At 43.0% G+C, this 24,873-nt stretch carries 25 protein-coding genes and 1 tRNA gene; 19 read left to right on the forward strand and 7 right to left on the reverse strand.

What is annotated here, in order from left to right; all coding sequences use genetic code 11:
* Positions 1-278 precede the first annotated feature (278 nt).
* The 12 genes from WQ57_RS16540 (at position 279) to spoVIF (ending at position 9,752) form a co-directional block, all read left to right on the forward strand.
* Positions 279-764, forward strand: coding sequence for a YhcN/YlaJ family sporulation lipoprotein (locus WQ57_RS16540; RefSeq protein ID WP_046524873.1), 486 nt, complete (start codon positions 279-281; stop codon positions 762-764).
* A 16-nt stretch (positions 765-780) separates the two neighbouring features.
* The gene (gene spoVAC, locus WQ57_RS16545; RefSeq protein WP_046524874.1) at positions 781-1,251 is read left to right on the forward strand and encodes a stage V sporulation protein AC; all 471 of its coding nucleotides are present in this window, start codon (positions 781-783) and stop codon (positions 1,249-1,251) included.
* A 50-nt stretch (positions 1,252-1,301) separates the two neighbouring features.
* Positions 1,302-2,318 (forward strand): stage V sporulation protein AD, encoded by a 1,017-nt coding sequence (gene spoVAD, locus WQ57_RS16550; RefSeq protein ID WP_046524875.1) that lies wholly within the window; start codon positions 1,302-1,304, stop codon positions 2,316-2,318.
* A 42-nt stretch (positions 2,319-2,360) separates the two neighbouring features.
* The gene (gene spoVAE, locus WQ57_RS16555) at positions 2,361-2,717 is read left to right on the forward strand and encodes a stage V sporulation protein AE (protein WP_046524876.1); all 357 of its coding nucleotides are present in this window, start codon (positions 2,361-2,363) and stop codon (positions 2,715-2,717) included.
* A 106-nt stretch (positions 2,718-2,823) separates the two neighbouring features.
* Positions 2,824-2,952 carry a YjcZ family sporulation protein gene (locus tag WQ57_RS25940; RefSeq protein WP_046524877.1) on the forward strand — a complete coding sequence of 43 codons (129 nt, stop codon included), beginning with the start codon at positions 2,824-2,826 and terminating at the stop codon, positions 2,950-2,952.
* Between the two features lie 251 nt (positions 2,953-3,203).
* Positions 3,204-4,814 (forward strand): long-chain-fatty-acid--CoA ligase, encoded by a 1,611-nt coding sequence (locus WQ57_RS16565; RefSeq protein WP_046524878.1) that lies wholly within the window; start codon positions 3,204-3,206, stop codon positions 4,812-4,814.
* 99 nt (positions 4,815-4,913) lie between these two features.
* On the forward strand, positions 4,914-5,480 hold the full coding sequence (locus tag WQ57_RS16570; protein ID WP_046524879.1) for a TetR/AcrR family transcriptional regulator: 567 nt from the start codon (positions 4,914-4,916) through the stop codon (positions 5,478-5,480).
* A 116-nt stretch (positions 5,481-5,596) separates the two neighbouring features.
* On the forward strand, positions 5,597-6,667 hold the full coding sequence (locus WQ57_RS16575; RefSeq protein ID WP_046524880.1) for a phosphotransferase family protein: 1,071 nt from the start codon (positions 5,597-5,599) through the stop codon (positions 6,665-6,667).
* Between the two features lie 94 nt (positions 6,668-6,761).
* Positions 6,762-7,541: an SDR family NAD(P)-dependent oxidoreductase gene (locus WQ57_RS16580; protein ID WP_046524881.1), complete on the forward strand. Its 780-nt coding sequence runs from the start codon at positions 6,762-6,764 to the stop codon at positions 7,539-7,541.
* 22 nt (positions 7,542-7,563) lie between these two features.
* Complete coding sequence (locus WQ57_RS16585; RefSeq protein WP_046524882.1) at positions 7,564-8,343, forward strand: enoyl-CoA hydratase/isomerase family protein; 780 nt, start codon at positions 7,564-7,566, stop codon at positions 8,341-8,343.
* A gap of 15 nt (positions 8,344-8,358) precedes the next feature.
* Entirely contained in the window at positions 8,359-9,348 is a 990-nt protein-coding gene (locus WQ57_RS16590; protein WP_046524883.1) for a quinone oxidoreductase family protein, read from the forward strand.
* Between the two features lie 149 nt (positions 9,349-9,497).
* Positions 9,498-9,752 (forward strand): sporulation-specific transcription regulator SpoVIF, encoded by a 255-nt coding sequence (gene spoVIF / locus WQ57_RS16595; RefSeq protein ID WP_046524884.1) that lies wholly within the window; start codon positions 9,498-9,500, stop codon positions 9,750-9,752.
* A 72-nt stretch (positions 9,753-9,824) separates the two neighbouring features.
* Here spoVIF and WQ57_RS16600 read toward each other — a convergent pair whose 3' ends face one another.
* The 4 genes from WQ57_RS16600 to WQ57_RS16615 form a co-directional block, all read right to left on the reverse strand.
* The gene (locus tag WQ57_RS16600; protein ID WP_046524885.1) at positions 9,825-12,110 is read right to left on the reverse strand and encodes a UvrD-helicase domain-containing protein; all 2,286 of its coding nucleotides are present in this window, start codon (positions 12,108-12,110) and stop codon (positions 9,825-9,827) included.
* A 175-nt stretch (positions 12,111-12,285) separates the two neighbouring features.
* Positions 12,286-12,711 carry a GNAT family N-acetyltransferase gene (locus WQ57_RS16605; RefSeq protein WP_046524886.1) on the reverse strand — a complete coding sequence of 142 codons (426 nt, stop codon included), beginning with the start codon at positions 12,709-12,711 and terminating at the stop codon, positions 12,286-12,288.
* Between the two features lie 6 nt (positions 12,712-12,717).
* Entirely contained in the window at positions 12,718-13,227 is a 510-nt protein-coding gene (locus WQ57_RS16610) for a YjcG family protein (protein ID WP_046524887.1), read from the reverse strand.
* Between the two features lie 126 nt (positions 13,228-13,353).
* Positions 13,354-14,082, reverse strand: coding sequence for an alpha/beta hydrolase (locus WQ57_RS16615; protein WP_173427571.1), 729 nt, complete (start codon positions 14,080-14,082; stop codon positions 13,354-13,356).
* Positions 14,083-14,293: 211 nt separating this feature from the next.
* Between WQ57_RS16615 and WQ57_RS16620 the strand changes: the two genes are divergently transcribed.
* The 3 genes from WQ57_RS16620 to WQ57_RS16630 all read left to right on the forward strand — a co-directional run bounded on the left by WQ57_RS16620 (position 14,294) and on the right by WQ57_RS16630 (position 17,969).
* A complete protein-coding gene (locus WQ57_RS16620; protein WP_046524889.1) occupies positions 14,294-15,304 on the forward strand; it encodes a TAXI family TRAP transporter solute-binding subunit in 1,011 nt (336 codons plus the stop codon).
* Positions 15,305-15,490: 186 nt separating this feature from the next.
* Positions 15,491-16,024, forward strand: a complete 534-nt coding sequence (locus WQ57_RS16625) for a DUF1850 domain-containing protein (protein WP_046524890.1) — start codon at positions 15,491-15,493, stop codon at positions 16,022-16,024.
* Positions 16,011-17,969: a TRAP transporter permease gene (locus WQ57_RS16630; protein WP_046524891.1), complete on the forward strand. Its 1,959-nt coding sequence runs from the start codon at positions 16,011-16,013 to the stop codon at positions 17,967-17,969. The genes WQ57_RS16625 and WQ57_RS16630 overlap by 14 nt, the downstream gene beginning before the upstream one ends.
* A 31-nt stretch (positions 17,970-18,000) precedes the next feature.
* On the opposite strand, the gene WQ57_RS16635 is transcribed toward WQ57_RS16630, so the two are convergent.
* Entirely contained in the window at positions 18,001-18,225 is a 225-nt protein-coding gene (locus WQ57_RS16635; RefSeq protein ID WP_046524892.1) for a WYL domain-containing protein, read from the reverse strand.
* 237 nt (positions 18,226-18,462) lie between these two features.
* Between WQ57_RS16635 and WQ57_RS16640 the strand changes: the two genes are divergently transcribed.
* A tRNA-Val gene (locus tag WQ57_RS16640) sits at positions 18,463-18,535 on the forward strand.
* Between the two features lie 123 nt (positions 18,536-18,658).
* On the opposite strand, the gene WQ57_RS16645 is transcribed toward WQ57_RS16640, so the two are convergent.
* Positions 18,659-19,795 (reverse strand): site-specific integrase, encoded by a 1,137-nt coding sequence (locus WQ57_RS16645; protein ID WP_046524893.1) that lies wholly within the window; start codon positions 19,793-19,795, stop codon positions 18,659-18,661.
* A gap of 596 nt (positions 19,796-20,391) precedes the next feature.
* Between WQ57_RS16645 and WQ57_RS16650 the strand changes: the two genes are divergently transcribed.
* From WQ57_RS16650 to WQ57_RS16665, 3 genes are all read left to right on the forward strand, one after another.
* The gene (locus WQ57_RS16650; RefSeq protein ID WP_046524894.1) at positions 20,392-20,754 is read left to right on the forward strand and encodes a hypothetical protein; all 363 of its coding nucleotides are present in this window, start codon (positions 20,392-20,394) and stop codon (positions 20,752-20,754) included.
* 378 nt (positions 20,755-21,132) lie between these two features.
* Entirely contained in the window at positions 21,133-22,968 is a 1,836-nt protein-coding gene (locus tag WQ57_RS25735; RefSeq protein ID WP_052948788.1) for a hypothetical protein, read from the forward strand.
* 978 nt (positions 22,969-23,946) lie between these two features.
* Positions 23,947-24,336 carry a YybH family protein gene (locus WQ57_RS16665; protein WP_046524896.1) on the forward strand — a complete coding sequence of 130 codons (390 nt, stop codon included), beginning with the start codon at positions 23,947-23,949 and terminating at the stop codon, positions 24,334-24,336.
* Positions 24,337-24,516: 180 nt separating this feature from the next.
* On the opposite strand, the gene WQ57_RS27130 is transcribed toward WQ57_RS16665, so the two are convergent.
* A partial coding sequence (locus tag WQ57_RS27130) for a hypothetical protein (protein ID WP_241481561.1) occupies positions 24,517-24,873 on the reverse strand: 357 nt, incomplete at its 5' end.

Genomic DNA, 24,873 nt, shown 5'->3' on the forward strand with positions numbered 1-24,873 from the left:
GAAGAGCAAACTTCAAGGAGGCGGAAAAAAGGCTGCGGATGCGGCTCTTTAAAAAAGAAAAAAAATGTACCAAAGAAAAAGCTGTCTCGCTAAAGAGGCAGCTTTCTTCATTTCACAAGGTGCCCAATTGATTCTTCCTTCTTTCCCCAAGCCAGGGCTTCAGCCATTTCTAATAATTGGAAGGCAGTTCTCCTGTTTCGCCTGTCATAATTCATTCCCTTATCGTGGAAAATATTCAGAGGAAGAATCCAAGTCAACTACATGGGAAGGGAAGAAGCATGAGACAATTTCAAATCCTTTTAGCATTATTTGCGCTCCTGGTTGCCGGCTTTACCATTACTGGCTGCAATCAAGGGAAAACAACAAGGGAAAGCAGGGTTTCAATGATTCAGAGCGTAAACCCTGAGCCGGCAGCGGTTAGAAGAAACAGCGGTAAAGACCATGAATTGGCGGAAAAAATCAAGAAGGAAGTACAGGCTGTTCCTGCTATTTATGACGTTGCCGTGATCAAGGGGAAACGAGAGGTTCTGGTAGCTTATAAGGTAAAGCATATGCAGCGATTCCATATGAAAAGGATTGAAAAGGAAATCAAGGAAAAGCTGGAAAAAAAATATCCCAAGGAAACGTTTATCGTTTCAAGTGACTTTAAAATTTTCATTGAAGTGCTTGAATTGAAAAAACGAATGAAGGATAAGGATTATTCAGAAAAGGATAGCGAAGAGCGGCTGCAGAAGATTATTCAATTTAAAAAAGAACTTACATAAGGAAGGAGCGGCGGAAATGGGAAAGAAAAAAATGACCCCCGAACAGGAACAGTACAAAAAATTGGAACAGAAGCATGAGTTAAAAAGGCCGGTGCTCAAAAACTGCCTCAAAGCCTTCCTTGTAGGAGGAACCATCTGTTTGATCGGACAGGCAGTTTCCTATTTTTATATGTACTTCTTTCATTTTACAGAACAGACGGCAGGTAATCCTACAGTAGCCACGATGATATTTTTTTCAATGCTTTTGACCGGATTTGGCGTTTATGACCATATTGGACAGTTCGCGGGAGCCGGCAGTGCTGTGCCTATTACCGGATTTGGGAATTCAGTTATTTCCGCAGCAATTGAGCATCGAACCGAAGGCTTTGTGCTTGGAGTTGGCGGAAATATGTTCAAATTGGCCGGATCGGTCATATTATTTGGGGTATTTTCAGCATTTGCCGTGGCCTTAATCAAAACTTTGCTGATCATGTGGGGGGTCCTGTAAATGCTGGACAATGGTAAGATGCAACTTGGAGATGAAGGAGGTTCTTCGATATGCTGAAAGGAAAGCAATCATGGGTTTTTCATAATTCCCCTGTCATTGAAGCATCCGCAGCAGCAGGGGGTCCGTTTGAGGCAAAGGGCAAAGTGGCAAAAGACTTTGACATCCTGCATGACGACTTGTGGATGGGGCAGGACTCCTATGAGAAGGCTCATACACTGCTGCTCGAAGAAGCCATCAGTACTGCCGTTAAAAAAGCCGGCTTAACGAGACAGGATATGCAATTCATGCTTGCAGGCGATCTTATTAATCAGATTACGCCTTCAAGTTTTGCAGCCCGGACCCTGGGAATCCCATATTTCGGCTTATTTGGTGCATGCTCCACTTCAATGGAGGGTCTGGCCCTGGCTTCATTCATCATTAACTATGGCGGTGCACGTAAAGTAGTTACTGGTGCATCCAGTCATAATGCTGCAGTGGAAAAGCAGTTTAGGTATCCAACAGAGTACGGGGGGCAGAAGCCGCCGACTGCACAATGGACGGTAACCGGCGCAGGCGCAGCGGTACTGACGGACTGCAAAGAGAAGCAGGGGAAGCTGGTGACTAAGTCTGCTACGATTGGCAAAGTAATCGATATGGGACTATCCGACCCATTCAATATGGGAGGAGCGATGGCACCGGCAGCTGCGGATACAATCGTTGCCCACTTTAAGGATTTGCAAGTTGAACCCTCTTATTATGATTTGATTGTGACAGGCGACCTTGGGAAAATTGGACAGTCTGCTACAGTTGAGCTGCTTCAAAAAGAAGGGTTGGAGATGGACACGAAAAGTTTCAAAGATTGCGGACTAATGATTTATCAGGATGACCAGCCGGTCCAGTCAGGTGGCAGCGGAGCTGGATGTTCTGCTACCGTATTGTACGGTCATCTGCTAAATGAAATGAAAAAGGGAAAATATAAACGGATCCTGGTGGTTGCTACTGGTGCTTTATTGTCACCATTAAGCTTCCAGCAAAAAGAAAGCATTCCTTGTATTGCCCATGCTGTTTCAATTGAGGTTCATCCTTAAAGGCATATTTTTCCCATGAAAGAAAAGAGAGGAGGATTCAATTTGTTAGCCATGTTCTTCTGGGCTTTTATAATAGGCGGATTAATTTGTGTGGTTGGCCAGTTAATGTTCGATGTAGGTAGAATGACGCCAGGACACACAATGAGTACGCTTGTGGTCGTTGGTGCCATTTTAGGCGGTTTTGGCGTATATGAGCCATTAATTGATTTCGCGGGTGCAGGTGCTACCATCCCGATTACGAGCTTTGGCAATTCACTTGTGAATGGAGCACTTCAGGAAGCAGACCAGCATGGCCTTGTCGGTGTGCTGACCGGAATGTTCGAAATCACCAGTTCAGGTATTTCCGCTGCCGTGGTTTTTTCTTTTATAGGTGCTTTGCTGTTCAAGTCAAAAGGCTGATGTTGCCCATCAAAAACTTTAACAAGGCTGGGAGCTTGCCCATACACTTCATGCGCACCTTACATATATTGCTTGTGAGGTAAATAAAAAAGTGAGGTGACTGTGAATGGGCTTCGGTTGCGGCTGGGGCGGCGGCTACGGCTACGGTGGCGGCGGTTTTTACGGAGGTTCAACTTTCGTACTGATCGTTGTATTGTTCATCTTGTTGATTATCGTAGGTGCCAGCTTCTATTAATAGGAAAGGTTTTTGGAGAAAGGAACCGTCCCGGGTGGGGCGGTTTCTTTAGTTTTTCAGTTTTTTGAATTTTTAGAATTGTGGTTGAAAAATTCGAAGAAACAAGTATACTTATATTGTGGGCGCATACTGACTGGTTAGTTTAAGTTGGAGTTGGCAATGTGCAATTGTAAGCGCGTACATATTGGTTGGCGGCTTTGCTTTGCCCAATCCGAAGCATGACACATAGAAAAAGGCGGGAGGAAACCTGAATGAGTAAAAAAAGCTGGCTTGCGCATTATCCCGGAAACGTTGCAAAGGACCTGGAAATCCCGGGAAAGTCTTTGCCTGAAATGCTGCGTGAAACAACTGACCGATATCCTGGCAACCATGCCTTGTCCTTCTTCGGGAGGAAATTGACTTATCGTGAACTCTTGGGTGCGGCTACGGCTTTCGCTGCGGCATTGCAGAACAGCGGTGTGCGAAAAGGAGACAGGGTTGCCATCATGCTCCCAAACTGCCCTCAGTACGTTATAGCCTACTATGGGATTCTTTCTGCAGGGGGAATTGTTACACAGATCAACCCCATGCTTGTCGAGCGGGAAATGGACCATATTCTTAACGATTCCGGGGCGGAGACCATCATTGTCTTTGATGCGCTTTATCCAAAGCTGAAGAACGTACAGGGCAATACAAAAGTCAAAACGGTCGTAGCGGTGAGCCTGCAGCCTTCCGGGCAAAGCTTTGGATCGGATTTTACATTTGAAAGCTTCATGGCTAGCGCTTCGTCACCTTTTACCCCGGTCAAAATCGAGCCGGAACACGATGTCGCCATTCTCCAATATACTGGGGGAACTACAGGCCGTTCCAAAGGGGCCATGCTGACGCACCGCAATATCTTTGCCAATGTCGTTCAGTCCTATGAATTTTTCAAAGATGAGATGAAAATCGGACAGGAAAAGTTCCTGACCGTCATTCCGCTTTTCCATGTCTTTGGAATGACCTCCTGCATGAATCTATCCATCTTCACAGCGTCTCAATCCATCATGCTGCCCAGATTCGACCTTGAAGAGGTCCTCAATACAATTAAACAGGAACAGCCATCCATATTCCCTGGTGTTCCTACCATGTATGTGGCTATTACCAACCACCCTAACGCAGAGCAATATGGCATCGACAGCATTAAAACTTGCAATAGCGGAAGTGCGCCCATGCCTGTTGAGTTGCTTAAGGAGTTTGAAGGAAAAACAGGCTCCAAAATCCTTGAAGGATATGGTTTATCAGAAGCGTCTCCAACGACTCACTGCAATCCGCATTTTGCTGAACGGAAACCTGGAAGCGTCGGGATTGGCCTCCCTTCTACCGATTACAAAATCGTGGATCTTGGTGATGGCGTGACAGAGGTTTCCGAAGGCGGGCTAGGCGAAGTGATTATCAAGGGCCCTCAAGTAATGAAAGGCTACTGGAATATGCCGGAAGAAACGGCAATGACACTAAGGGACGGCTGGCTGTATACAGGTGATATCGGCCGTATGGATGAAGATGGCTATCTCTACATTGTGGACAGGAAGAAAGATATGATCATCGCAAGCGGCTATAATATCTATCCTCGGGATGTGGAAGAGGTGTTATACGAACATCCTTCCGTTCAGGAAGCCGTCGTGATTGGAGTGCCGGATCCTTATCGGGGGGAGACCGTTAAGGCTGTTATTGTGCTTAAGGCCGGAAAAGAGGCAACTGAGGAGGAAATCATTCTATACTGCAAAGAAAATATGGCTGCCTACCGTGTCCCAGCCATCGTCGAGTTTAGAAGTGAACTTCCAAAAACTGCAGTTGGCAAAATCCTGCGGAGAGCTTTAAGGGGAGAAGTTAAGAGTCAATAAAGTCTCGCTGTATACCCAATGTCTTTTTTTGATTCCTATGGGGCGAATGCTGTTGTGGTATAATTTCTTCAGATACCGAAGATTGTGAGGCTATGTGAAGTGAAAGAAAAGATTACTCAGCAAAGCATTCGCCTGTTTGAAAAGAAAGGCTTCAGCGAGACTTCCATCCAGGATATTGTGGACTCCCTTGGGGTGACCAAGGGGACATTCTATTATTATTTTTCCAGCAAAGAAGAATTATTGATGGATATCCACTATAGATATATCTATGACCTTGTGGAAAATCAGCAAAGAATTATCGACAGCGGCCAACAAGGCTGCAAAGATAAGCTTGCCGAGATAGTCCATATGTTGATCGACAATATAGATGAACAGGGTGCAAGCGCAAAGATTTTTTTCAGGGAAATGAAAAACCTGAATAAGGAGCATCTTGAAAAAATCATCCCATTGCGGGACCAGTTCAGACTCAATATTGAGAAACTGATCAAAGAAGGCATCGACCAAGGGGAACTCAAGAATCATTTGAATCCGCCGATCGTTGCTCTGGGCATACTGGGTATTACCAACTGGAGCTATCAGTGGTTCAATCCATCAGGAGACCTTTCCTCCAGGGAGGTTTCGGATATGTTTGTTGACATGATCTTGAATGGGATTGCAGCAGAATGACAGCCAGCACGGAAGAAAGCATCTTCTTCCGTTCATTTTTACAGTTTGCATACCAACTGGTCAGTATTTAAAATTTAATTGTACACAATAAAGCAATTTGTGAAAGGGGAGAGCCTATGCGTCAGCAAATAAGTGTGGATACGATTCCAGTTCGCCAGGGGGAGGAGCTGGATGCCATCACTCTTGAATGGTTTCTAAGGAAAAACATTGATGGATTGCCAGACGATTCTTTGGAAATCAGGCAATTTTCTGCAGGCCATTCCAACTTGACCTACCAGTTGAGGATGGGGAATTGGGAAGCCGTACTGCGAAGGCCGCCTCTCGGACCAGTGGCACCAAAAGCTCATGATATGGAGCGGGAATTCAAGATCATTTCCGAGATAAACCCGCTCTTTTCGGCAGCACCCACGCCAATTCTGTTTTCGGATGACACCACTATCGTCGGAAGTCCGTTTCAGTTGATGGAGAGAAAGCATGGCCTTGTTTTGGATACCTCTTTCCCGGCGTCTGTTCAGCCAACTGAGGATATATGCAGGAAGATATCAGAAATTATGGTTGACCGGCTTGTCGAACTTCACTCAATCGATTACAGAAAGACAAGGCTGGGGGAAATTTCAAAACCGGCAGGATTTATGGAAAGACAGGTTCACGGCTGGATTGGCCGTTATGAACGGGCCAAGACCGATGAGATTAAAGATGCAGGAATTCTTATGACGTACCTGGCGAAAAATGTGCCAACCCATCACGAAGCTGCGATTATCCATTATGACTATAAACTGAACAATGCGATGTTTAGTGAAGACTTTACAGAGATGAATGGATTGTTCGATTGGGAAATGGCAACTGTCGGCGACCCACTGGCCGATCTTGGTGTTGCAATGGGATATTGGCAGGAGGCAGGGGATCCCGAACTTCTGATAAAAAGCTTCAGTAAACCGACGGTCACCATTATGCCAGGCTTTATGAAGAGGGATGAATTTATTGAACGATATGCCAGGAAGAGCGGCCGGGACATCACCAGCATGAACTTTTACTTAACCTTTGCCTATTTCAAACTGGCTGTTATCCTTCAGCAAATTTATTTCCGCTACAGAATGGGCCAGACAAAGGATGAGCGGTTCGCCCACTTTAATCATACAGTCCGGAACCTGATTAGCTATGGGGCGGAGACTGCATTCAGGGCTTAGAAGATATCAGGTCATGGTGCTGGAAAATGGAAACCATAGAATGTGCAGGAGCGTGGTTTGTTTAACATATTCTGATCAGGGGGGAGATTATCAGATGACAAGATTTGCAGACTGTGTTGCCGTTGTGACGGGTGCTGGCAGCGGGATTGGCAAAGCTGCCGCCGCCCGCCTTGCCAGCGAAGGGGCCAAAGTAATTTTGGTAGGAAGAACAAGGTCCAGGCTGGAAGAAGCAGCGCGAAACATCAATTCGACCCGAAAATTGCCGGCCGCTGAGGTTTTTCCAGCCGATGTGACGGACGAGGAGGACTTGAAAGAACTTGCCCAGCATATTGAGGAGCATTATGGCGACCTGCATATTTTAATTAACAATGCCGGCGGTTCAAGCCACTCCAAAATCCTTGAAACAGAAGCAAGGGAATGGGACCGGATTCAGGAAGTCAACCTCAAAAGTGTGTTCCTTACAGCCAAAATCCTTGGGAAAGTGATGATCCAGGGTGCAGAACGGAACAGGGTGGAAGATAATCGCGCCATTGTCAATGTCGCTTCCCTGTCAGGGCATCAGGCTGGCGCCCATATTCCGCACTATAGTGCAGCCAAGGCTGGAGTCCTCAACCTGACAAGGTCGCTTGCCCTTGAACTTGCCCAGCATGGGATCCGGGTAAACTCTGTTTCGCCAGGTTTTATAGAAACCCCGCTAACGGAGCAGGGGCTCCAAAATGAAAAATTTGTAAAGGCGATTGAGCGCAACACAGCGCTCCGCAGGGTTGGCAAGGCTGAAGAGATCGCAAGTATAATCGCTTTTATTGCTTCAAGCGAAGCCTCCTATATGACAGGTTCTGATGTTCTTGCTGATGGCGGCTGGCTTATTAAATAGGATTCGAAAGGGGATAGAAAGTATGAGTGGAGAACATTTATTAGTCAACAGACACGGGTCGGTGCTGGTCCTAACCCTGAACCGTCCGGAAAGGCTGAACGCCTTCAGCCCGGAAATGATTCTTGGGCTAACAAATACATTAAAAGAGGCACAGACCGACCCTGAGGTAAAAGTAATCGTTCTTGCCGGTGCAGGGAGGTCATTCAGCGCTGGCGGCGATGTGAAAACCATGGGGGAAAATAGTCCGGTTAAAATATATGAACATATCGGAAGGCTTAACAACCTGATTTTGACCATGAAAGACACAGAAAAGCCTATTATTGCTGTTGTACACGGGTTTGCGGCAGGGGCGGGTGTCAATCTTGCCCTCGCATGTGATTTGATTATCGCGGCTGAAGACAGCAAATTCGCCTTAAGCTTTTCACAGGTAGGGCTCGTTTCAGACGGAGGCGGCTCTTATTTCCTTCCGCGCCTTATCGGCCCTCATCTCGCAAAGCAGTTCTTCTTCAGTGCAGAGCCGATCCCGGCAGCAAGGTTACATCAACTAGGGGTCATTAATCAGCTGGTGTCAGCAGAAAACCTCGAGGAAGAGGCGCTGAAATTTGCGAAAAGGCTATCTTATGGACCGGGCATGGCTTACGGAATGATCAAGAAGCTGGTGGACCATTCCTTAACCGCAACTCTTGAAGAAATCCTTGAACAGGAGCGCATTACACAGACAATGATGATCGCCTCCGAGGACCATCAGGAAGGGGTTTCAGCATTCAAGGAGAAAAGGAAACCTGTTTTTACAGGAAAATAGCGGGGAGAGATGGCCATGAAGGCGATTCAGTTAAAGGAATATGGGGGCCCGGAAGTATTAAATCTAGTTGAGGCCGAACGCCCTGTGCCCACAGGTAGGCAGGTATTGATTGAAGTAAAGGCTGTAGGAGTTAATTATGCAGATACGGCTCGCAGGGAGGGGCAATATGTAATCCCTACGCCGCTCCCTTTTACACCGGGTGCAGAGGTTGCCGGAATTGTCGCGGAAGTGGGTAACGAGGTCACGAATATTAAGCCGGGGACACGCGTTGTAACCCTTATAGAGTCCGGGGGGTATGCAGAATTTGTGCTCGCCGATGAGCGGGGACTGATCCCGCTTCCCGGCCAGATTGATTTTAAAACAGCAGCGGCGTTGCCGCTTCAAGGTTTAAGCGCATACCATGTACTTAAAACGATGGGCAGGCTTGAACAGGGAGAGACCGTTCTTGTCCATGCAGCAGCAGGGGGCGTTGGAACGATTGCTGTTCAGCTTGCAAAAATCTTCGGGGCCGGAAAAGTTATCGCAACGGCAAGCACAGAAGAAAAGCTGGGGCTGGCCAGAGAAATGGGCGCCGATGTGCTGGTCAACTACTCGGAGGCAGGATGGGAACAAAAAGTGCTGGAGGCTACTGGGGGCAAAGGGGTCGATGTTGCTCTTGAAATGGCAGGCGGGGATATTTTTTACAAGACATTAAAGTGCCTTGCTGCATTCGGCAGACTGGTCATCTATGGCGTTGCCAGCGGTGAACAAAGCAAGTTCAATCCTTCTTCCTTAATGGCAAAGAACCAGTCGGTCATCGGTTTTTTCCTTCCGCAGATCATGAGGCGGCAGGACTTGCTTGCTTCGAGTACCAGAGAACTGTTCCAATATGTTGGGGAAGGCAGGCTTAAATTAACAATTGGCGGTGTGTATCCGCTTGAAGAGGCTGGGGAGGTACACAGGATGCTTCAGGGCCGTCAAACAATCGGAAAGCTGATTCTTGAACCCACCGGGCAAAAGAAGTAGCGGCCTGCGTGGAAAGAACACCAATGCAGCACAGAAAGACTTTCAACAAAAGAGCCAACAAGGAGACAATTCCTTTTGGCTCTTTTGTTTTCACCATTTTTCACCCCTTTCATAGTATAAGAGTAGTTCAAGAAGGGGCGTGATTTAATATGGATAACCAATTCTTTAAAAATATTGAAAAGAAAACGGGCGTAAATATGAAGGATATTTTCGACCTGGCCAACTCCCTGCAAAATGCCAACTTTAAGGATGCGCAGACTGTCCGCGGAGTCATCCGCCGTGTATCACAAATAGCCAATAAACCTGTTTCAAAAGATATGGAAGATAAAATTGTCGAATCGATTGTCAAGGATGGAAAGCAGCTTGATTTTAACCAGATATCAAAAATGATCAATAAAAAGTAAGCAAAAAGCCTGGATTTCATTCCAGGCTTTTTGCTTATCCGTGTTGAAATGCCTGCTGATAATTAGCATTTCTTATTGAATCTTCGGCAGCTGGGTCAGGAAACGCGATGGATGGGCTTTTCTGCCCCTCCTGTAGATGGGGACAGAGATAAAAAGCTGTTCCATGGCCCTGGTGACAGCGACATATAGCAGGCGCCGTTCCTCTTCAAGCGGAAGAAGATCGCCGTTTCGTGCCGAATCCAATGCGTAATCATGCGGCAGGCTGCCATCCACTGCTCCAAGGACATATACGTATTTATATTCAAGGCCTTTTGAACGATGGATGGTACTCAAGATAACCGCATCGTCATGCCTCTTTCCAAGTACCTTGATTTCTTTGTTCATTGCCGTCATGTGGTCGGCGTGATCGATCAGCTCTGAGATATTTTTAAACTTCCTCGCAGCAACCCTCAAGTCCCGAATATCGTCCGATCCCTTTTCCATTTTGTTGCCTTCGCTTCCCCGCTTTTTAATGAAGTCCTGATAACCCAGTTCTTTTTCAACTCGTTCAATGGCAGCCAGTGGAGATAGCATGGCGAGTGAACGCACCATGGGAACGAGCTTTTTTAGCTTTTGTTCCTGGAAGGCGAACCCTGTTTTTACATGTGATAATGCTTCAAGCATTGAGCAGTCCTTCAAAATGCTTTCCGCCTGGAGGTCTCGAAAAACGGATTGTTTTAGAAAAAGGGATGGAAGAATGCTGCGGACTGCCTCGGAATCATCTTCATTAATAGCGAGGCGGAAATAGGCGAGTAGGCCGCGCACCATAAACCGCTCATAAAATGACTCGTTATCCTGTTCGAGTTTAAACGGCAGGCTGGATGACGCCAGCCTTTCAAACATAGCCCTGCTGCCCGTATTGGTCCTGAAAAGAATGGCAAAATGACTTGGCTTGGCCCCCTGTTCAATTTTCTCCTGGAGATCAGTCAAGATCATGGTTGCTTCTTCTTCTTCATCAAAAGGATAGAAAAGCATTGGCTTTATTTCATGGGAATACTGGGCCTTCATTTCTTTCTGATGCCGCTTTGTATTCCCGGCAATAATCGAATTGGCTGTTTCGACAATTTCATGGGGAGAGCGGTAATTTTGATTAAGTGTCACCACTTCGGCACCGGGAAAGTCCCGTTCGAATTCAAGAAGGTAGGAGGGATCGCTTCCCCTGAATGCATAGATTGACTGGTCGTCATCCCCAACGGCGCACACGTTGTTCGTCCGCGCCGAAAGCATTTTAATAAGTTCATATTGTACTTTGTTAATATCCTGAAACTCATCAATTAAAAAGTAGGTAAAACGATTTTGATAGCTTTCAAGCAACTGGGGTTCGTCAACAAACAGGCTATGGCAGCCAAGCAGCATGTCATCGAAATCAAACAGGCCACTCCTGTCCTTAGTTTCTTCATAGTGCTGGTACAGCAGGGCCGTTTTTTCTTCCCAGGAGCTTTGAGGCTTTACCCCTTTTGGCAGGATCATGGAATTTTTCCACAGACCAATTTGCTGAAGGGCTAGGTCATAGGCAAACTCTTTTTCATCGAGGCTCAGGGTTCGTCCTGCATCTTTCACGATTTGTTCCCGCTGCCAGTCTTTTTTAAGCAAATGCTCCCCCGACCATTTATCACGGTTATGGTGCAGCAGGATTTTGTAGAAGATGCTGTGAAAGGTTCCGGAAACGATTCTTTGTGCTTCGTCCTGGTAAACCCCGGGATAGCCAATCAGGCGCTTTTTCATTTCGCCTGCGGCCTTGGCGGTAAAGGTGACGAGCATCATGCTATTTGCAGGTACTTTAAGCTGTTTCAGGATATACGCTGTCCTTGCTGTGAGGACACGGGTTTTGCCGCTGCCCGCTCCAGCCAGAATCAAAAGGGGTCCCTCTGTATGAGTAACGGCTGTCTGCTGATTGGAATCAAAAGAAATTCCTGCATCCTTAAGCTTTTCGATATAGGAGTCCTGCTTCTCTGAAGAAAGAACGGGCTTTTTTGTGAAGGGGCGTTTTATTCTTAAAGCTTGTGAAGGTTTATAGGCAACTTCTTTTTCCTCGGCAGTAATCCCCCGAGCTGTTGGCAGCCTGAAGCCCCCCCATTCCGTATGTTCAGGATGTTCCTCTGCTGCATCTTGGATGGGTAGGTCACTGCAGGCTGCCGCTTTTGACAGATGGTGATAAAAGTGGGGGCGATTATGGATTCCAAGATATAAACGCACTGGGGCTCCGCAAACAGGGCAGCTGAGAAGGCCCTTCTTTCCATCCTCATATAGCTTTTGAAAGTCCTCCCGCCTGATCCCCGGCAGATTAATTATCTTTTCTTTATAGTAGGCTGTCTGCATGGTTGATTCCCTCATTTTCCGAACAAAATTGCACAAGTTCTATCATATCAGAAGGACTGTCTTATTAAAAAGGGGAAAATATGCTCAGCCAGAAGAAAAGGGAGGATACTGAAACAGCCTCTTCTGTTCCCTTGGTGTGTACCAAGAGGCAGAAGAGGCTGCTTGAAGGGAATGTCTATTGAATTTTTTTCACCATTGTTTTATGAGGTATGCCGGCATCAAGGAATTCTTCTGAAATCACTTCATAACCCAGCTTTCCGTAAAAAGGAATAGCATGGGTCTGGGCATTCAGCTTCAGCTTTTCCATTCCTTTCTCACGGGCGTAATCTTCAATTTTCTCCATAATGGCCATCCCCGCTCCAGTGCCGCGCTGCTGTTGTAGTACACAGATCCGCTCCACTTTGCCATAACCATCGACTACCCGGAAGCGGCCTGCACCGCTAGGCTCGCCATTGACATAAAGGACAAAATGAGCGCTTTCCTCTTCATGATGGTCAATCTCTTCTTCAACGGGAACATTTTGCTCCCCAACAAAAACTGTTTTCCTGACCGAAAATGCATCGGCCAGTTCTTTTTCATTCTGAACTAGTTTTACTTCCACAGGGCTTTATTCCTTTCCAAGTCGAAATGTTTCGTACACTGTCCAAGAGCCGTTCTCCAATTGGTAAAGAAGATGGATCCGGTCAGCACTTTCTTCAAAACCTATCTTACTCATTCGCAGTGAACCGTACACATCAGAGTGTTCGTCATCCGATAGATTTTGACCAATTGTAATATGGGGGACAAAATTATAATCCAGTCCACCTTCAAAATTCATTTTGAGTTTTTTATGCAGCCTTTCGAGTTCCTCGGAGGGCTCTACCTTCAAATAGATTACATTATTTACGGGTGAAAAAGAACTGAATTTGGAGATATGGAGCTGGACGGGGCTGAACTCCCTGGCAATTTCCCCAATTGTGCCGGCAATATTGCGAATTTCCTCTTCAGTCGCCTCGAATGCCGCCTTAAGTGTGATATGCGGCGGGATTAATGCGTAGTTCGGATCATACCGTTTCCTGAAGGAGTTGGCATAATCCTGAATTTTTTTTGACGGGAACATTACAACACCGAATTTCATACGATTACCTCCACTTTGAAAGACTATCTATTTTTAGCTTTTCCATTGGCAGACGGCTTTATATTCAGGAGTTTATTTTTAATTATAACAAATTTTCAAACAAGAGAATATCATACAACTTACCTGTTATACCGGGAATATTTTTTTTAGGGCTGTTTTCACATCCGGCTGCCAGTGAGTCCAGAAATGCCCTCCCTCAAATTCACTATAATGATACTCCACGTTTTTCTCTTTGAATGTTTTGGAAAGTTCACGGTTTGGAGTTAAAAAATCCTTTGTTTGGTCATCAGTTGTTTTGACCTCTGTTTCTTCACTTCCAACCGTATGGTAGATGTTTAACAGGCATGTATCGTCATACTTGCGAACAGCTTCAAGTACAGACCCGTTTACATAAGGTGACTGCAAGATGACTTTTCCAAAGATGTTTGGATACTCAATTGCTGCCATCAGTGATACTGTTGCAGCCAGAGAATCTCCTATTAAAGCTCTGCCCATGCCCATTTGTAATGTAGGGTATTCCCTGTCAAGATAAGGAACCAGTTCATGGGCCAAAAAACGGATATAGGCCTGGTGTTGTTCTCCCGCCGGGTGGTACTTGCGCCTGCGGTCCTTGACAGATTGATAGGGTACGCCGACAATAATCAAATTCTCAATTTGCCTATTTTTGAGAAGTTCATCAGCAGAACGCCCAATCCTGCCAAACTGAAAATAATCCTTGCCATCCTGGGCAATCAGAACACTGTACTTATAAAGAGGAGAAAAGGAAGCGGGCAGGTAGACAAGCAGTTTCATTTCTTCGTTGAGAGAAAGGCTGTATAGGGAATGCTCATTGATGGTTCCCCTTTGTGAATTCATCATGACTGTCCTCCGTCAACTTAATAAGATTGCAAGTTTTTTACTATTCACAAGAATTTTAACATATAAATAGGGTGAAAGCTGTTTTTGAATGCTGCAACGCCTTAGAGAGCCCATCAGTAGTGAAAATCAACAGTATGAATTGACAAATTTATTAACATGTAGATAAAATATAATAGAGAATCTTTATCTTAAAAAAGGGGGAAATCAAATGAAAAAACGCAAGTTTCTATTGTTCACCATTTTTATGTTGACGCTTTCTATGGTGTTGGCAGCGTGTGGCGGGGGCAATGCGAACGAAGAAGCTGATTCCGGGGATGGCGGCGAGGGAACAACAGAAGATAAGCCTAAATTCATGAGTATCCTGACAGGTGGTACTGGTGGTACATACTTCCCGCTTGGCGGAGCTTTCGCAAACATTGTCTCCGATGCAACTGGTATTGACACAAATGCAGAAACTACTGGTGCTTCTGCTGAAAATATGCAAAGTATTAAAGATAAAAAGGGCGAAATTGCTTTCACCCAAACGGACATTGCTTCTTATGCGACAGAAGGCAAGCTGATGTTTGATGGAAACCCAATTGACAATATCCAGGCAATTGGAACCCTTTATCCGGAAACAATCCAAATTGTAACAACTGAAAAGTCTGGAATCAAATCGGTAGAGGACCTGAAAGGCAAAAGGGTCTCCATTGGGGCCCCAGGTTCAGGAACTGCAGCCAATGCAGAGCAAATCCTTGAAGTTCACGGCTTGACACTCGATGACATCAAAAAGCAGGACTTAAGTTTTGACGAGTCCGTCAACGGAATCAAGGACGGCAATATCGATGCTGCATTTGTTACAGCAGGAACCCCAACGGCTGCTGTCGAAGAGCTTTCTGCTACAGAGACAGTCGTCATTGTTCCGGTCGAGGCTGACAAAGCGGATGAGCTGATCGAAAAGTATCCATATTATACAAAGGATGAAGTGCCATCCGGAGCGTATAAGCTTGGTTCAGCGGTTCCTACAGTAGCTGTCCAGGCAATGCTGGTTGTGGAATCCGGACTTTCCGAGCAGGTTGTCTATGATATCACAAAGTCGATCTTTGAAAACCTTGACAAGGTGCAGCATGCCAAAGCCAAGCAAATCAATCCTGAAAATGCCCTTAATGGTGTAGGAATTGATGTGCATCCAGGAGCACAGAAGTATTTCGACGAAAAGGGAATTAAGCCTGCACAGTAATGATTGAATCATGACCGGACATGGTCCTATAGAGGGACTGTGTTCGGTCAATTCATCTTTTGGAGCAAAATATTCACAGCTCCGGCGGAAACAGGGAGGATGGACCGATAGGACGGTCTATTTTTACTGTGAACTTTTGATCTTCCCGCCCAAAAGATAGGTAAGGCAGGAAAAACAAGGAGTCATATGATATCAATTAAGAATAATAGCAAATTCTTCGTTCTGTTGCTCCTCATTGTTTTATTGTCAACTTTCTCTTTTTTCATTCCTTATAGACAAGCTCTTGTTTTACAACCGTTGGATCAAAATGATTTATTCCTTTTTGTGCCGGCGGAAACAGGGGATACATTCAAAATCAAATATCTGCATTCCATCCATCTTACCAATGTCATCGAGAGTTATCGATTGACAGCGCAGAGGCAAATTCGGCAATATGAGCTGGAATATGAGGATTTTGCCATCGGGATGCCGTCAGAGGCATCAGAAGGTGAGGTCTTTGAAATGAAGGATGGAAAATACTTTTTGAAAAATATGAATAGAGAGTTTGGATCCTTCGTCCTGCGCGTAGGCAAGGTGAGGGCCAATCATACTCTCGTTTATAAAAATAAGCATTATCCGCTGTCAGAGGTCGTTGAACCGGGTACCCGGCTCAAGATACAGGTGGAAAAATTAAGTATTATACAGCAAATGGAAGGAGTGAATATCCTTGACGAAAAATGACGGCACGCTTTCTCAAGAACAACAGCAGGAGCTTTTGGAAAAATTCGATCCAGAAGCCGCAACTAGGAAATTGGAAGGAACCATGGGCTGGGTCGTTTTCTTCGGCCTTCTTGCCTTTTCGCTTTTTCAACTATACACAGCGGTTTTTGGCGTGCTCACTGCGCAATTGCAGCGTTCCATTCACCTAGGGTTTGCGCTTGCTCTTATTTTCCTGTTATTTCCGGCATCCAAAAAGAACCTGAGGAAAAAGAAGGTTGCCTGGTATGACTTGCTCCTTGCCCTGGTCGCGGTGGGGATAGGGGCCTACTGGCCGATGATGATTGACGAGCTTGTCAACCGGGTCGGCCGCCTGACGGACATGGATTTCTATGTTGGACTGGCGGCAATCTTGCTTGTACTGGAAGCGACCAGAAGAACAGTCGGGCTCCCGATTACAATCATTGCTTCACTGTTCCTGGTTTATGCTCTTTATGGGCCTTACATGCCTGGGTTCCTTGCCCATCGCGGACTTGACCTGGACACATTGGTACAGACCATGTTCTTCACTACCGAGGGAATATTAGGTACACCACTCGGAGTTTCCGCGACATTTATCTTTCTGTTTCTTCTCTTTGGTGCCTTTCTTGTTAAAACAGGGGTGGGTCAATATTTCAATGACCTAGCTGTGTCGATTGCCGGCAAAAGAACAGGCGGGCCTGCAAAAGTGGCGATTTTCTCAAGTGCCCTGCAAGGTACCATCAGCGGAAGCTCGGTTGCAAATGTTGTAACTTCAGGTTCCTTTACGATTCCGATGATGAAAAAACTTGGCTACCGCAAAGAATTTGCCGGCGGAGTTGAAGCCGCCGCTTCGACGGGCGGACAACTTATGCCGCCAATCATGGGGGCGGCAGCGTTCCTGATGGTTGAATTCATCGGCGGCGGGATAACCTACTGGGATATCGCCAAAGCAGCGACAATTCCAGCACTGCTTTATTTTACAGGCATCTGGATCATGACCCACTTTGAAGCAAAACGCCTGGGACTTCGCGGGCTAACGGATGAGGAAATGCCGGATAGAAAAGAAGTGCTGAGCAAGATTTACCTTCTTATGCCGATCCTGATTGTAATCATCCTGATGGTAAGCGGGATGAGCATTATGCGTGCGGCGCTGTGGTCGATCCTCTCCACGATTGTCGTTAGTGCGATCCGAAAGGAAACAAGGATTAGCTTTAAGGATGCCATCAACGCCCTTGTTGATGGAGCAAGGACGGCTCTGGGTGTTGCAGCAGCAACTGCCGCGGCAGGAATAATTGTGGGGGTTGTCACAAAAACAGGCCTTGGGCTGAAACTTGCCAATGGATTGCTGGATCTTTCCGGGGGATTGTTAATTCCAACCTTGATGCTGACAATGGTTGCAGCGCTAATCTTGGGAATGGGTTCTCCTACAACAGCGAACTATGTTATTACTTCAACGATTGCGGCTCCGGCTGTTATTTTGTTGGGAGTTCCAGATTTGTCTGCGCATTTGTTTGTGTTCTATTTTGGTATTATTGCGGATATTACGCCTCCGGTCGCACTGGCTGCATTTGCAGCGGCAGGAGTTTCTGGTGGAGAGCCAATCCGGACTGGGATAAACTCAGCCAAACTGGCTATAGCCGCTTTCATTATTCCGTATATGTTCGTACTGTCACCAGAATTGCTGATGATTGATACAACATGGTATTACCTCATTTGGGTAGTGTTCACTGCCATCTGTGGAATGCTGGCGATTGGAGCAGGAATCATAGGTTTCTGGCTCCGTAAATTGCATTGGTATGAAAGGGTAATGGGGCTTGCTGGCGGTCTTATGCTGATTTATCCGGAAGGAATGACAGATATGATCGGCCTTGGAATCTTTATTCTGCTGGTTGTACTGCAGCTGGTGTTTAGGGGAAATGATTCTGTTAAGCCACAACCTGCACGATAACGAAGAGAAGTCCTTTAGGGGGCTTCTTTTTTTATCCTGATTTCTGCCACCGCTTCTTATCAGCTGGGAAGACGGATAAAATGTTATCTGTGTTAAAAAGCCGGGTTTGGTTGCGGAGGAAGCAGTGTGCCCTTAACATCTTGCCTTCCAATTCAAGCGGAAGCACTTTTCTTTGCGTGATCTTGCTGCTGGCATCCAAGTATATCAACTGAACCGGCTGCTTGGCCTCCAGTGCTCTTTTCAGGACTCCATTCACTTTTCATTCCTCCTTTTACGTTTGCCCTTAAACTCATTATACCCGAACACCCGTTCCTTATTCAACAAAAAACAGAATATACGTTCCGTTTTTAACACTCCTTTATAGCTGAATAAACCAAAGGGGAGCTGGTTTAGGAATAGAATTTTAGAAATGAAATAAATTTAATAAAGGCTGTTGACTTTTGCATGAAAACATTATATATTTATATATGTCCTCACCGGGAAATATAAAAATGATTCCGTAGCTCAGCCGGGAGAGCGCTACCTTGACAGGGTAGAGGTCGCTGGTTCGATCCCAGTCGGAATCATCCTTACTGATAAGCCTCGAGCCCTTGGTACACAAGGGGTTGAGGCTTATTTAGTTTTGAAGAAGTCGGGTTGCAAACAGCAAGGTTCTCTTAAATTGCACAAATCCTGCACAAATTGATTTGCTAACTATTTAACATTCTCTCCTCAAACTTATTAGCACTTTGTCTCTGCATTTCTACATTAACATGTGTATAAGTATCAAGAGTAACTTGTACACGAGAATGTCCTAATCTTTCCTGTACAATTTTTGGATTTTCACCCATTGCCATAAGAAAAGTGGCATGCAGGTGTCTTAAATCATGGTAAGATATCTTCGGGACATCTGCTTCCCCCATCAACTTGTGAAACTGACGAAGTAAATTACCTGGATCAATAGGCTTTCCATCAATTGTACAATTAACTAGACCATGATCGAAATATGCTGTACCTAAACGTTCTTTTTGTTTATCTTGTCTTGATTTGTGTTCAAGTAACAGGTTTATTATGTAATTGGAGGTTGCGATTACACGATTAGAACTCTCAGTTTTAACGTCCTTAAAAATAATCCCATTACTTTTGGTTCTTGTTAGGCTGCGCTGAATATGAATCGTTCCTTCATTAAAGTCAATATCTTCCCATTTTAACCCAAGCATTTCTCCACGTCTTATTCCAGTAAATATGGTTGGTACATACTTACTTTCCTCATTTTTTTCCTTAACTTTGGCTATAAATCGTTTAGTTTCTTCTTCATTCCAAAGTCCTGTGATTCTTTTGTTTTTGACAGGTGGTGGTGAAGAATCAGTGACAGGATTAAATTTTACAAGCTTCCACTTTACAGCTTTTTTAAATGCTTGATTTAATAAGGAATGAATTATCTTAATTGAAGCCGGAGCGAGTCCATTGTCTAAACAATCTTCGTAAAATTCATCAATTTGAAACGTATTAATTTCACTGATCTTAAAACGTTCAAAATATGTCAAAATATGTTTGTCCATAAAGTGTTTTCTCGACTCCGCTGTAGTTACTTCGACTCCTCGTCGATACACTCTATCGAACCATTTGTTCATAAAAATGGGGAAATCTTCCTTCGAAGGTTCGAAATATGAACCTTCCGACACCTGGTGTTGAATGCTTATCAAAGCCGCTTTTGCATCCTTTTTATTACGAAAACTTTGATATTTTTGTTTCCTTTCTCCTGTTTTAGGGTGCCTTCCAACATCAACACGAAAGTAGTAATTACCTGTTTTTTCATCTTTTTTAATAGGATCTTTTGTACTCATAATACCTACTCCTTTTTATAGGTTGTAAGTATGTGGTCAACAATCATTATTGACACATACTGAATTAAAAATTCTAATCACTTTGTTAATATCGAAAAAGCACGCAAAAATCACAAGTGATTTTTGCGTGCTTCGCAAATAAAAGATTTTCATCTTGTTTTTATTATAAAAAAGGCAAAATAAAATGGCTATTAGAAGGGAAGGAATTTTAGTATAGAGGTTATTATGATAATTCAATAATTTATTTTTAAAACCCTTTATAGGGAAAAACAAGTCACTTATAATTCAGAGGAGCAAAGATATAGGGGCTATGGGCTAATATGTCAAGCCGATGTGCTGAATTTCAAAGGTCTACTTAAATGAGGGTAAACTCACAAACATCTGGGGTTGCCACACACAATCAATACATGTAGGATGTGTCGCCTAACTGATTTTTTAAGGAGGCGATAACCTTCAATGAAGCTGCGCTTCTCGTGTATCCTATAAAGGATTAATAAAATTGTATTTGATGGGAGCAGTTGCGTCTGAAATTAAATGGGGTTTATAAATGTGACTCGGTTATAGTTGGTTTCAAATAGTGAAGTTGAGGTGAAAACATGGATTTAGAATTTGAAAAATACTTTCAACAAAAGCTAAAGGAAGAGCAAGAAGTTCTTAAAAATCTACCTTATACAAAACAGCAATTACAAGAAATATATCGCCAAACTTATGAATATGAAAAAACAGTTCCTCATTTAGAATTAAAAATGGAATCTCAACTACTTGATTATGAAATAGTGAAATACTACGTTCCTCAAAAGTGGGAGATGCCACGTGAAGAAGGTAAGTTGCTGTATTCGGACAAAGAGTTGCAACGTGTTTTAAAGCTACTCGTTTTTAACCTCGGCATTAAAAAGTCTCTCGACGTTATTCCTCGTGGAATGATTGAACAATATCTTAAAAAGAACCACGAACGATAAAAATTTTGTATTCTTTGGGAACGTAAAATCGAGTTTTAAATTTTTGACTCAATAAACGGGTGCGTTGATCCACTAACATTAACGCTTTTTTTCTGAAATCACCTTTTTAAACAAACCGGGCAGTTTAATTGAGGATAGGAGAGTACAAAAATGAAAAAGAAAATGAACAATTTATTCTTACTTTTAACGGTTACCTTTGTGGTTCAATACAATTAAGCAATTGTGTGTGGAATTAGAGGGGAAGAAAGAAGAGATTTGAGAACCAGGAGCGTGTTAATTCAGAGGTGTGATAAAGTTCTTGGTTATCCAAATGAGAGGACAGTTCGTATGGTAAGATGTAGGTGTATAAGGATGCTTTAAACTGAGGGAGGTGTAGGTATGAAAAGTATTAGTGATGTTAAAAGCATTATTAGTCAATTAATACAAGAGCACTCCTGTAGAGAAATTACACCAGAGACAAAGTATAATGTGTCAGGAATATATATGATTTATATAAACAATTTCCATTCAGATAAAATAGTTCCTATTTATATAGGACAGTCTAAAGATGTGCAGAAGCGGTGTAAGGTTCATCTTAATGAGATTCTCGCTTTGAATAGACTTTCGTATAATAATTACTATAACTATTTCTTTTCAAAGTCAAACTCGTTTTATGAAGGCCGTTTTAAATCCTGTAAAATTTTTAAGTTTATGATAGAGAACAATTGCACCCTTCGGGATGTCCGTATGGTGTTATTGGAACATGTCGAGATACAAGATTTAGATATGAAGGAACAGGAATACATAAAGAGATTAAATGCCTCTTATTACGGATTTAATCAATTGAACTCCTTTCTTGCTTATTTCAAGCTGCGCCGGGAAATCGCACCAGTAAGTGAAGCAGAAGACTTTCTAAGTATAGTCCAGGAGGATATAGAGGGAATCTATTCTTATTATGATTATGGATTTACTCGCTTCAATTTTGAGCATTCATTTCCGAAAAACATTACGTTCTTATTAGAATTGAACGAACAGTTAGGTGATACAACTCTTTTTAAAGAAATTAAATCTGAGGTTGATCGATTAATAAGGCATTATAAACTTGACCATAAGATAAACGAGATTCAAAAAAAAGAGAAAGTTTGGACCCCGTTACATCATCAATACCTTGAAGCCAGAGATGAATATCACCAAGCATTTGCGGTTCTAAGAGATCAAGTGAGGGTGAAATTTAAAGAGCTGAGTTTCTATAGTGAAAATGCTTTTAAGAGTTTCCTGTCCAGTATCATTAAGGATGAAAAAGAGATACATAAGAATGACTTTTTAAAGTATCTGGCCTCTAAACAGTGCGAGTTAGATTTTTATAGCCTGTTTGGTGAGCAGATAGCGGTGGTGAATGAAAAATTAGCAGAAAAGAAAAAGAGAGATACGCTTAGTGATGAGGCATTAGATTCGCTGGATGAAAAAAGAGTGGAATACCAGCACGATAGATATAAAATGATTTTCCCTTCAATCCAATTTGAGCCGTTTTCTCTGGGAGATAGAGTAAGGAACCACCCATTGGAAATTGAGAAAGAGACAAATGCCTGTTACATCCGACTGTTTATCTCAAACAATGGAAGGAGTAGAGGAGAATACCGAAAGGATCCATTCATCATTCGGTTTGATTATTGTTACCTGGACGGTCAAGGCAGAAGGTTTGAAAAACAGTACTACATCGAAAATGAAACGACAATCAACGCTGTATCGGGTATCAAATATATCGAGAAGGATTTTAATAAACCCTTTGTTTTTAATCCGGAAAGGTTTTCTCTCACTGCCGTAATAGAAAGTGAAATCGATAACTCTTTTGTATCTGTCTTGGCTGAATATAAGGAAGGTATTAATGATTTCACACTGAAAGACAAAGAGTTGGTTCAGTTAGAGGTAGTATTTGAGGAACTGCAGCAATTAGTGGATGATGAAACAGTTTATTACCTGGCTAATACTGAATCGTATCGATGCTTAGAAAGAAGTCTTATCAATGAAGATTTACATCGTCACCCAATTGCAGAGAAGCTACTTAAAGTCGGGAAAAGGAGAAAAGGTTCTAAATTAAAAGCTAATAATGGTTCTGAGAAATTAAAGAAAACAGAAAAAGTGAAAGTGGATTCTAAAATAAAGAGAGCAGAAGCTTTTAGAGAAAAGGTGTTAGCAAAGTCTAATAACACCATTGAAGTTTTAAAATATGTTTAAAGAGAAAGTAACCGCTGAATGTAAGGATTGCGGCTATATCTGGAAAATCCGTGGCGATCATTTGCTTGCCCGGCTTTCCTGCCCTGAATGCAGAAGAACTAAAAAGAGGTAAAAACTATGTTTGTAACTACGCCCGCTCCAGGTTACCTTGTTGCCCACTCCCTCTTTTTAGAACATTATTCTATCAAGGTTCAAGGAAACGGTATTATAAATTTAAAATACAATAAAGGACTGTAAATCAAAAAGAGACTGGGTTATCCAGTCTCTTTTGGTTTATTAAATATAGTAAAAGCGTTTATGCCCCTTGTGTCATCGTTACAACAACGTTATATAGAATAGGGAATATAAACAGGTGAACAAGGGATTTGGATTTTTGTGGTAAAGTGGATAGAAAGGCGTGGTTAAGAAACGAGGTGAGAAGAAGTGGAAGTGAGCGACTATTTTCCGTTGATACCGTTATTAGTTGTGGTTGCAATTATTCTTCACAAATCAAAAGCGTTTTCTAATATTGTTAAATATATTGGTTATGGGTACTTCATCGTACTAACGGTGGTATTCATCATAGTAAGAGAGAGAATTAGTTTTCTTTATGAACATCCTCCTATCCCTGATATTTATTGGGAGAAAAATTCAGATTGGTGATTTTGGATTGTTATTGTATTTAGTGCCAACAGCAATCTTATTTCTAATCCTATGCTTTTCTTGGTTCAAAAGAGAGAAAGACTTAAAAGGAAAAACTCTTATGTTTGTTTTCTTTTTAGTTGGATTAGCTTTCCTTTTTGCCTATGATTTCTTTTATAGTATGACTTTGGGATATAGTCCGTAAAATAATCTTCCTCAACTAACAAGGGCTTTGATCCTAGAAGGATTAAGGTACCTTTTTGTTGAATTCGTTATTGAACAAACGGGGCAGGTTAGCTTAAGAAGGATAGCAGCAATAAATGGAGAATACATATGAATTAATTAAGGGGTGATATTATGGAACACGAGTTAAAGGAATTTATTAAAAAGTGTGATATCGCAATAAAACAAGAAGATTTTGATACGCTAATGAATTACTATACGGATGATGCAATCTTGGTTGTGAAACCAGGTATGATTGCACGAGGCAAAGAGGAAATTAAAACAGCGTTTATTAAAATTGCAAAGTATTTCAATAACACTCTTATCCCAACACAAGGGGAAATGATTGTTTTGGAAGCTGGAGACACAGCTCTAGTTTTATCCCAAACCTTTCTTGAAGCCAATAAAAATGACAATGAATTTTCAATGGATAGACGAGCAACATATGTGTTTAAAAAAACTCCACAAGGTCATTGGCTTTGTTCAATAGACAACTCATATGGAACGGATTTAATCAGTAAATAATCAACAATAGTTTCTGAATCATTGTACTTAATCAAACTGGTGCGTTGATCCAAGAAGGATTTCCGCACTTTTTTGTTGAATTCGTTATTAACAAACGGGGCAGTTTAGTTTAATAAGCAAGTCGTAAACGGGTAGTAGGAGGCAAATACTGTGAAGTAACACAAACTTTGTGGAGTGAATTTATTTTTCAAATATCCCTATAAAATTTTTTCTGTAACAGAACAACATAAAACCATGCAAGATGACAAGTAAAATAGCTAACATGAGTAAAGAATGGTCGAGGAATATATGAAGTAAAAGAATGTTGACGATAATTGGCGACAAAATTGAAAGGGCTAGCGGGACAAACCGATTAATTAATAGTAATAAACCACAAATAACCTCTAATGATTTTTCAAAGATAAGTAGATATTGAAACTCAAATAATGCCATTGCTTCAGGACTTGTTGCAATAAAGGGTTCTAAATTTAAAATTACAAAATAACCATTTATACCTGCAATTAGGAATATTAAACCTAAAGAAATCCTAGAGAAAGC

Source organism: Mesobacillus campisalis, assembly GCF_000986785.1.
GTDB lineage: Bacteria > Bacillota > Bacilli > Bacillales > Cytobacillaceae > Mesobacillus_B > Mesobacillus_B campisalis.

Excerpts from the sequence above, each read along its gene's own strand:
- WQ57_RS16540 (WP_046524873.1), top strand. The coding sequence starts at position 279 with ATGAGACAATTTCAAATCCTTTTAGCATTATTTGCGCTCCTGGTTGCC.
- spoVAC (WP_046524874.1), top strand. The coding sequence starts at position 781 with ATGGGAAAGAAAAAAATGACCCCCGAACAGGAACAGTACAAAAAATTG.
- spoVAD (WP_046524875.1), top strand. The coding sequence starts at position 1,302 with ATGCTGAAAGGAAAGCAATCATGGGTTTTTCATAATTCCCCTGTCATT.
- WQ57_RS25940 (WP_046524877.1), top strand. The coding sequence starts at position 2,824 with ATGGGCTTCGGTTGCGGCTGGGGCGGCGGCTACGGCTACGGTGGCGGC.
- WQ57_RS16565 (WP_046524878.1), top strand. The coding sequence starts at position 3,204 with ATGAGTAAAAAAAGCTGGCTTGCGCATTATCCCGGAAACGTTGCAAAG.
- WQ57_RS16575 (WP_046524880.1), top strand. The coding sequence starts at position 5,597 with ATGCGTCAGCAAATAAGTGTGGATACGATTCCAGTTCGCCAGGGGGAG.
- WQ57_RS16580 (WP_046524881.1), top strand. The coding sequence starts at position 6,762 with ATGACAAGATTTGCAGACTGTGTTGCCGTTGTGACGGGTGCTGGCAGC.
- WQ57_RS16585 (WP_046524882.1), top strand. The coding sequence starts at position 7,564 with ATGAGTGGAGAACATTTATTAGTCAACAGACACGGGTCGGTGCTGGTC.
- WQ57_RS16590 (WP_046524883.1), top strand. The coding sequence starts at position 8,359 with ATGAAGGCGATTCAGTTAAAGGAATATGGGGGCCCGGAAGTATTAAAT.
- spoVIF (WP_046524884.1), top strand. The coding sequence starts at position 9,498 with ATGGATAACCAATTCTTTAAAAATATTGAAAAGAAAACGGGCGTAAAT.
- WQ57_RS16600 (WP_046524885.1), bottom strand. The coding sequence starts at position 12,110 with ATGCAGACAGCCTACTATAAAGAAAAGATAATTAATCTGCCGGGGATC.
- WQ57_RS16610 (WP_046524887.1), bottom strand. The coding sequence starts at position 13,227 with ATGAAATTCGGTGTTGTAATGTTCCCGTCAAAAAAAATTCAGGATTAT.
- WQ57_RS16615 (WP_173427571.1), bottom strand. The coding sequence starts at position 14,082 with ATGAATTCACAAAGGGGAACCATCAATGAGCATTCCCTATACAGCCTT.
- WQ57_RS16620 (WP_046524889.1), top strand. The coding sequence starts at position 14,294 with ATGAAAAAACGCAAGTTTCTATTGTTCACCATTTTTATGTTGACGCTT.
- WQ57_RS16625 (WP_046524890.1), top strand. The coding sequence starts at position 15,491 with ATGATATCAATTAAGAATAATAGCAAATTCTTCGTTCTGTTGCTCCTC.
- WQ57_RS16645 (WP_046524893.1), bottom strand. The coding sequence starts at position 19,795 with ATGAGTACAAAAGATCCTATTAAAAAAGATGAAAAAACAGGTAATTAC.
- WQ57_RS16650 (WP_046524894.1), top strand. The coding sequence starts at position 20,392 with ATGGATTTAGAATTTGAAAAATACTTTCAACAAAAGCTAAAGGAAGAG.
- WQ57_RS25735 (WP_052948788.1), top strand. The coding sequence starts at position 21,133 with ATGAAAAGTATTAGTGATGTTAAAAGCATTATTAGTCAATTAATACAA.
- WQ57_RS16665 (WP_046524896.1), top strand. The coding sequence starts at position 23,947 with ATGGAACACGAGTTAAAGGAATTTATTAAAAAGTGTGATATCGCAATA.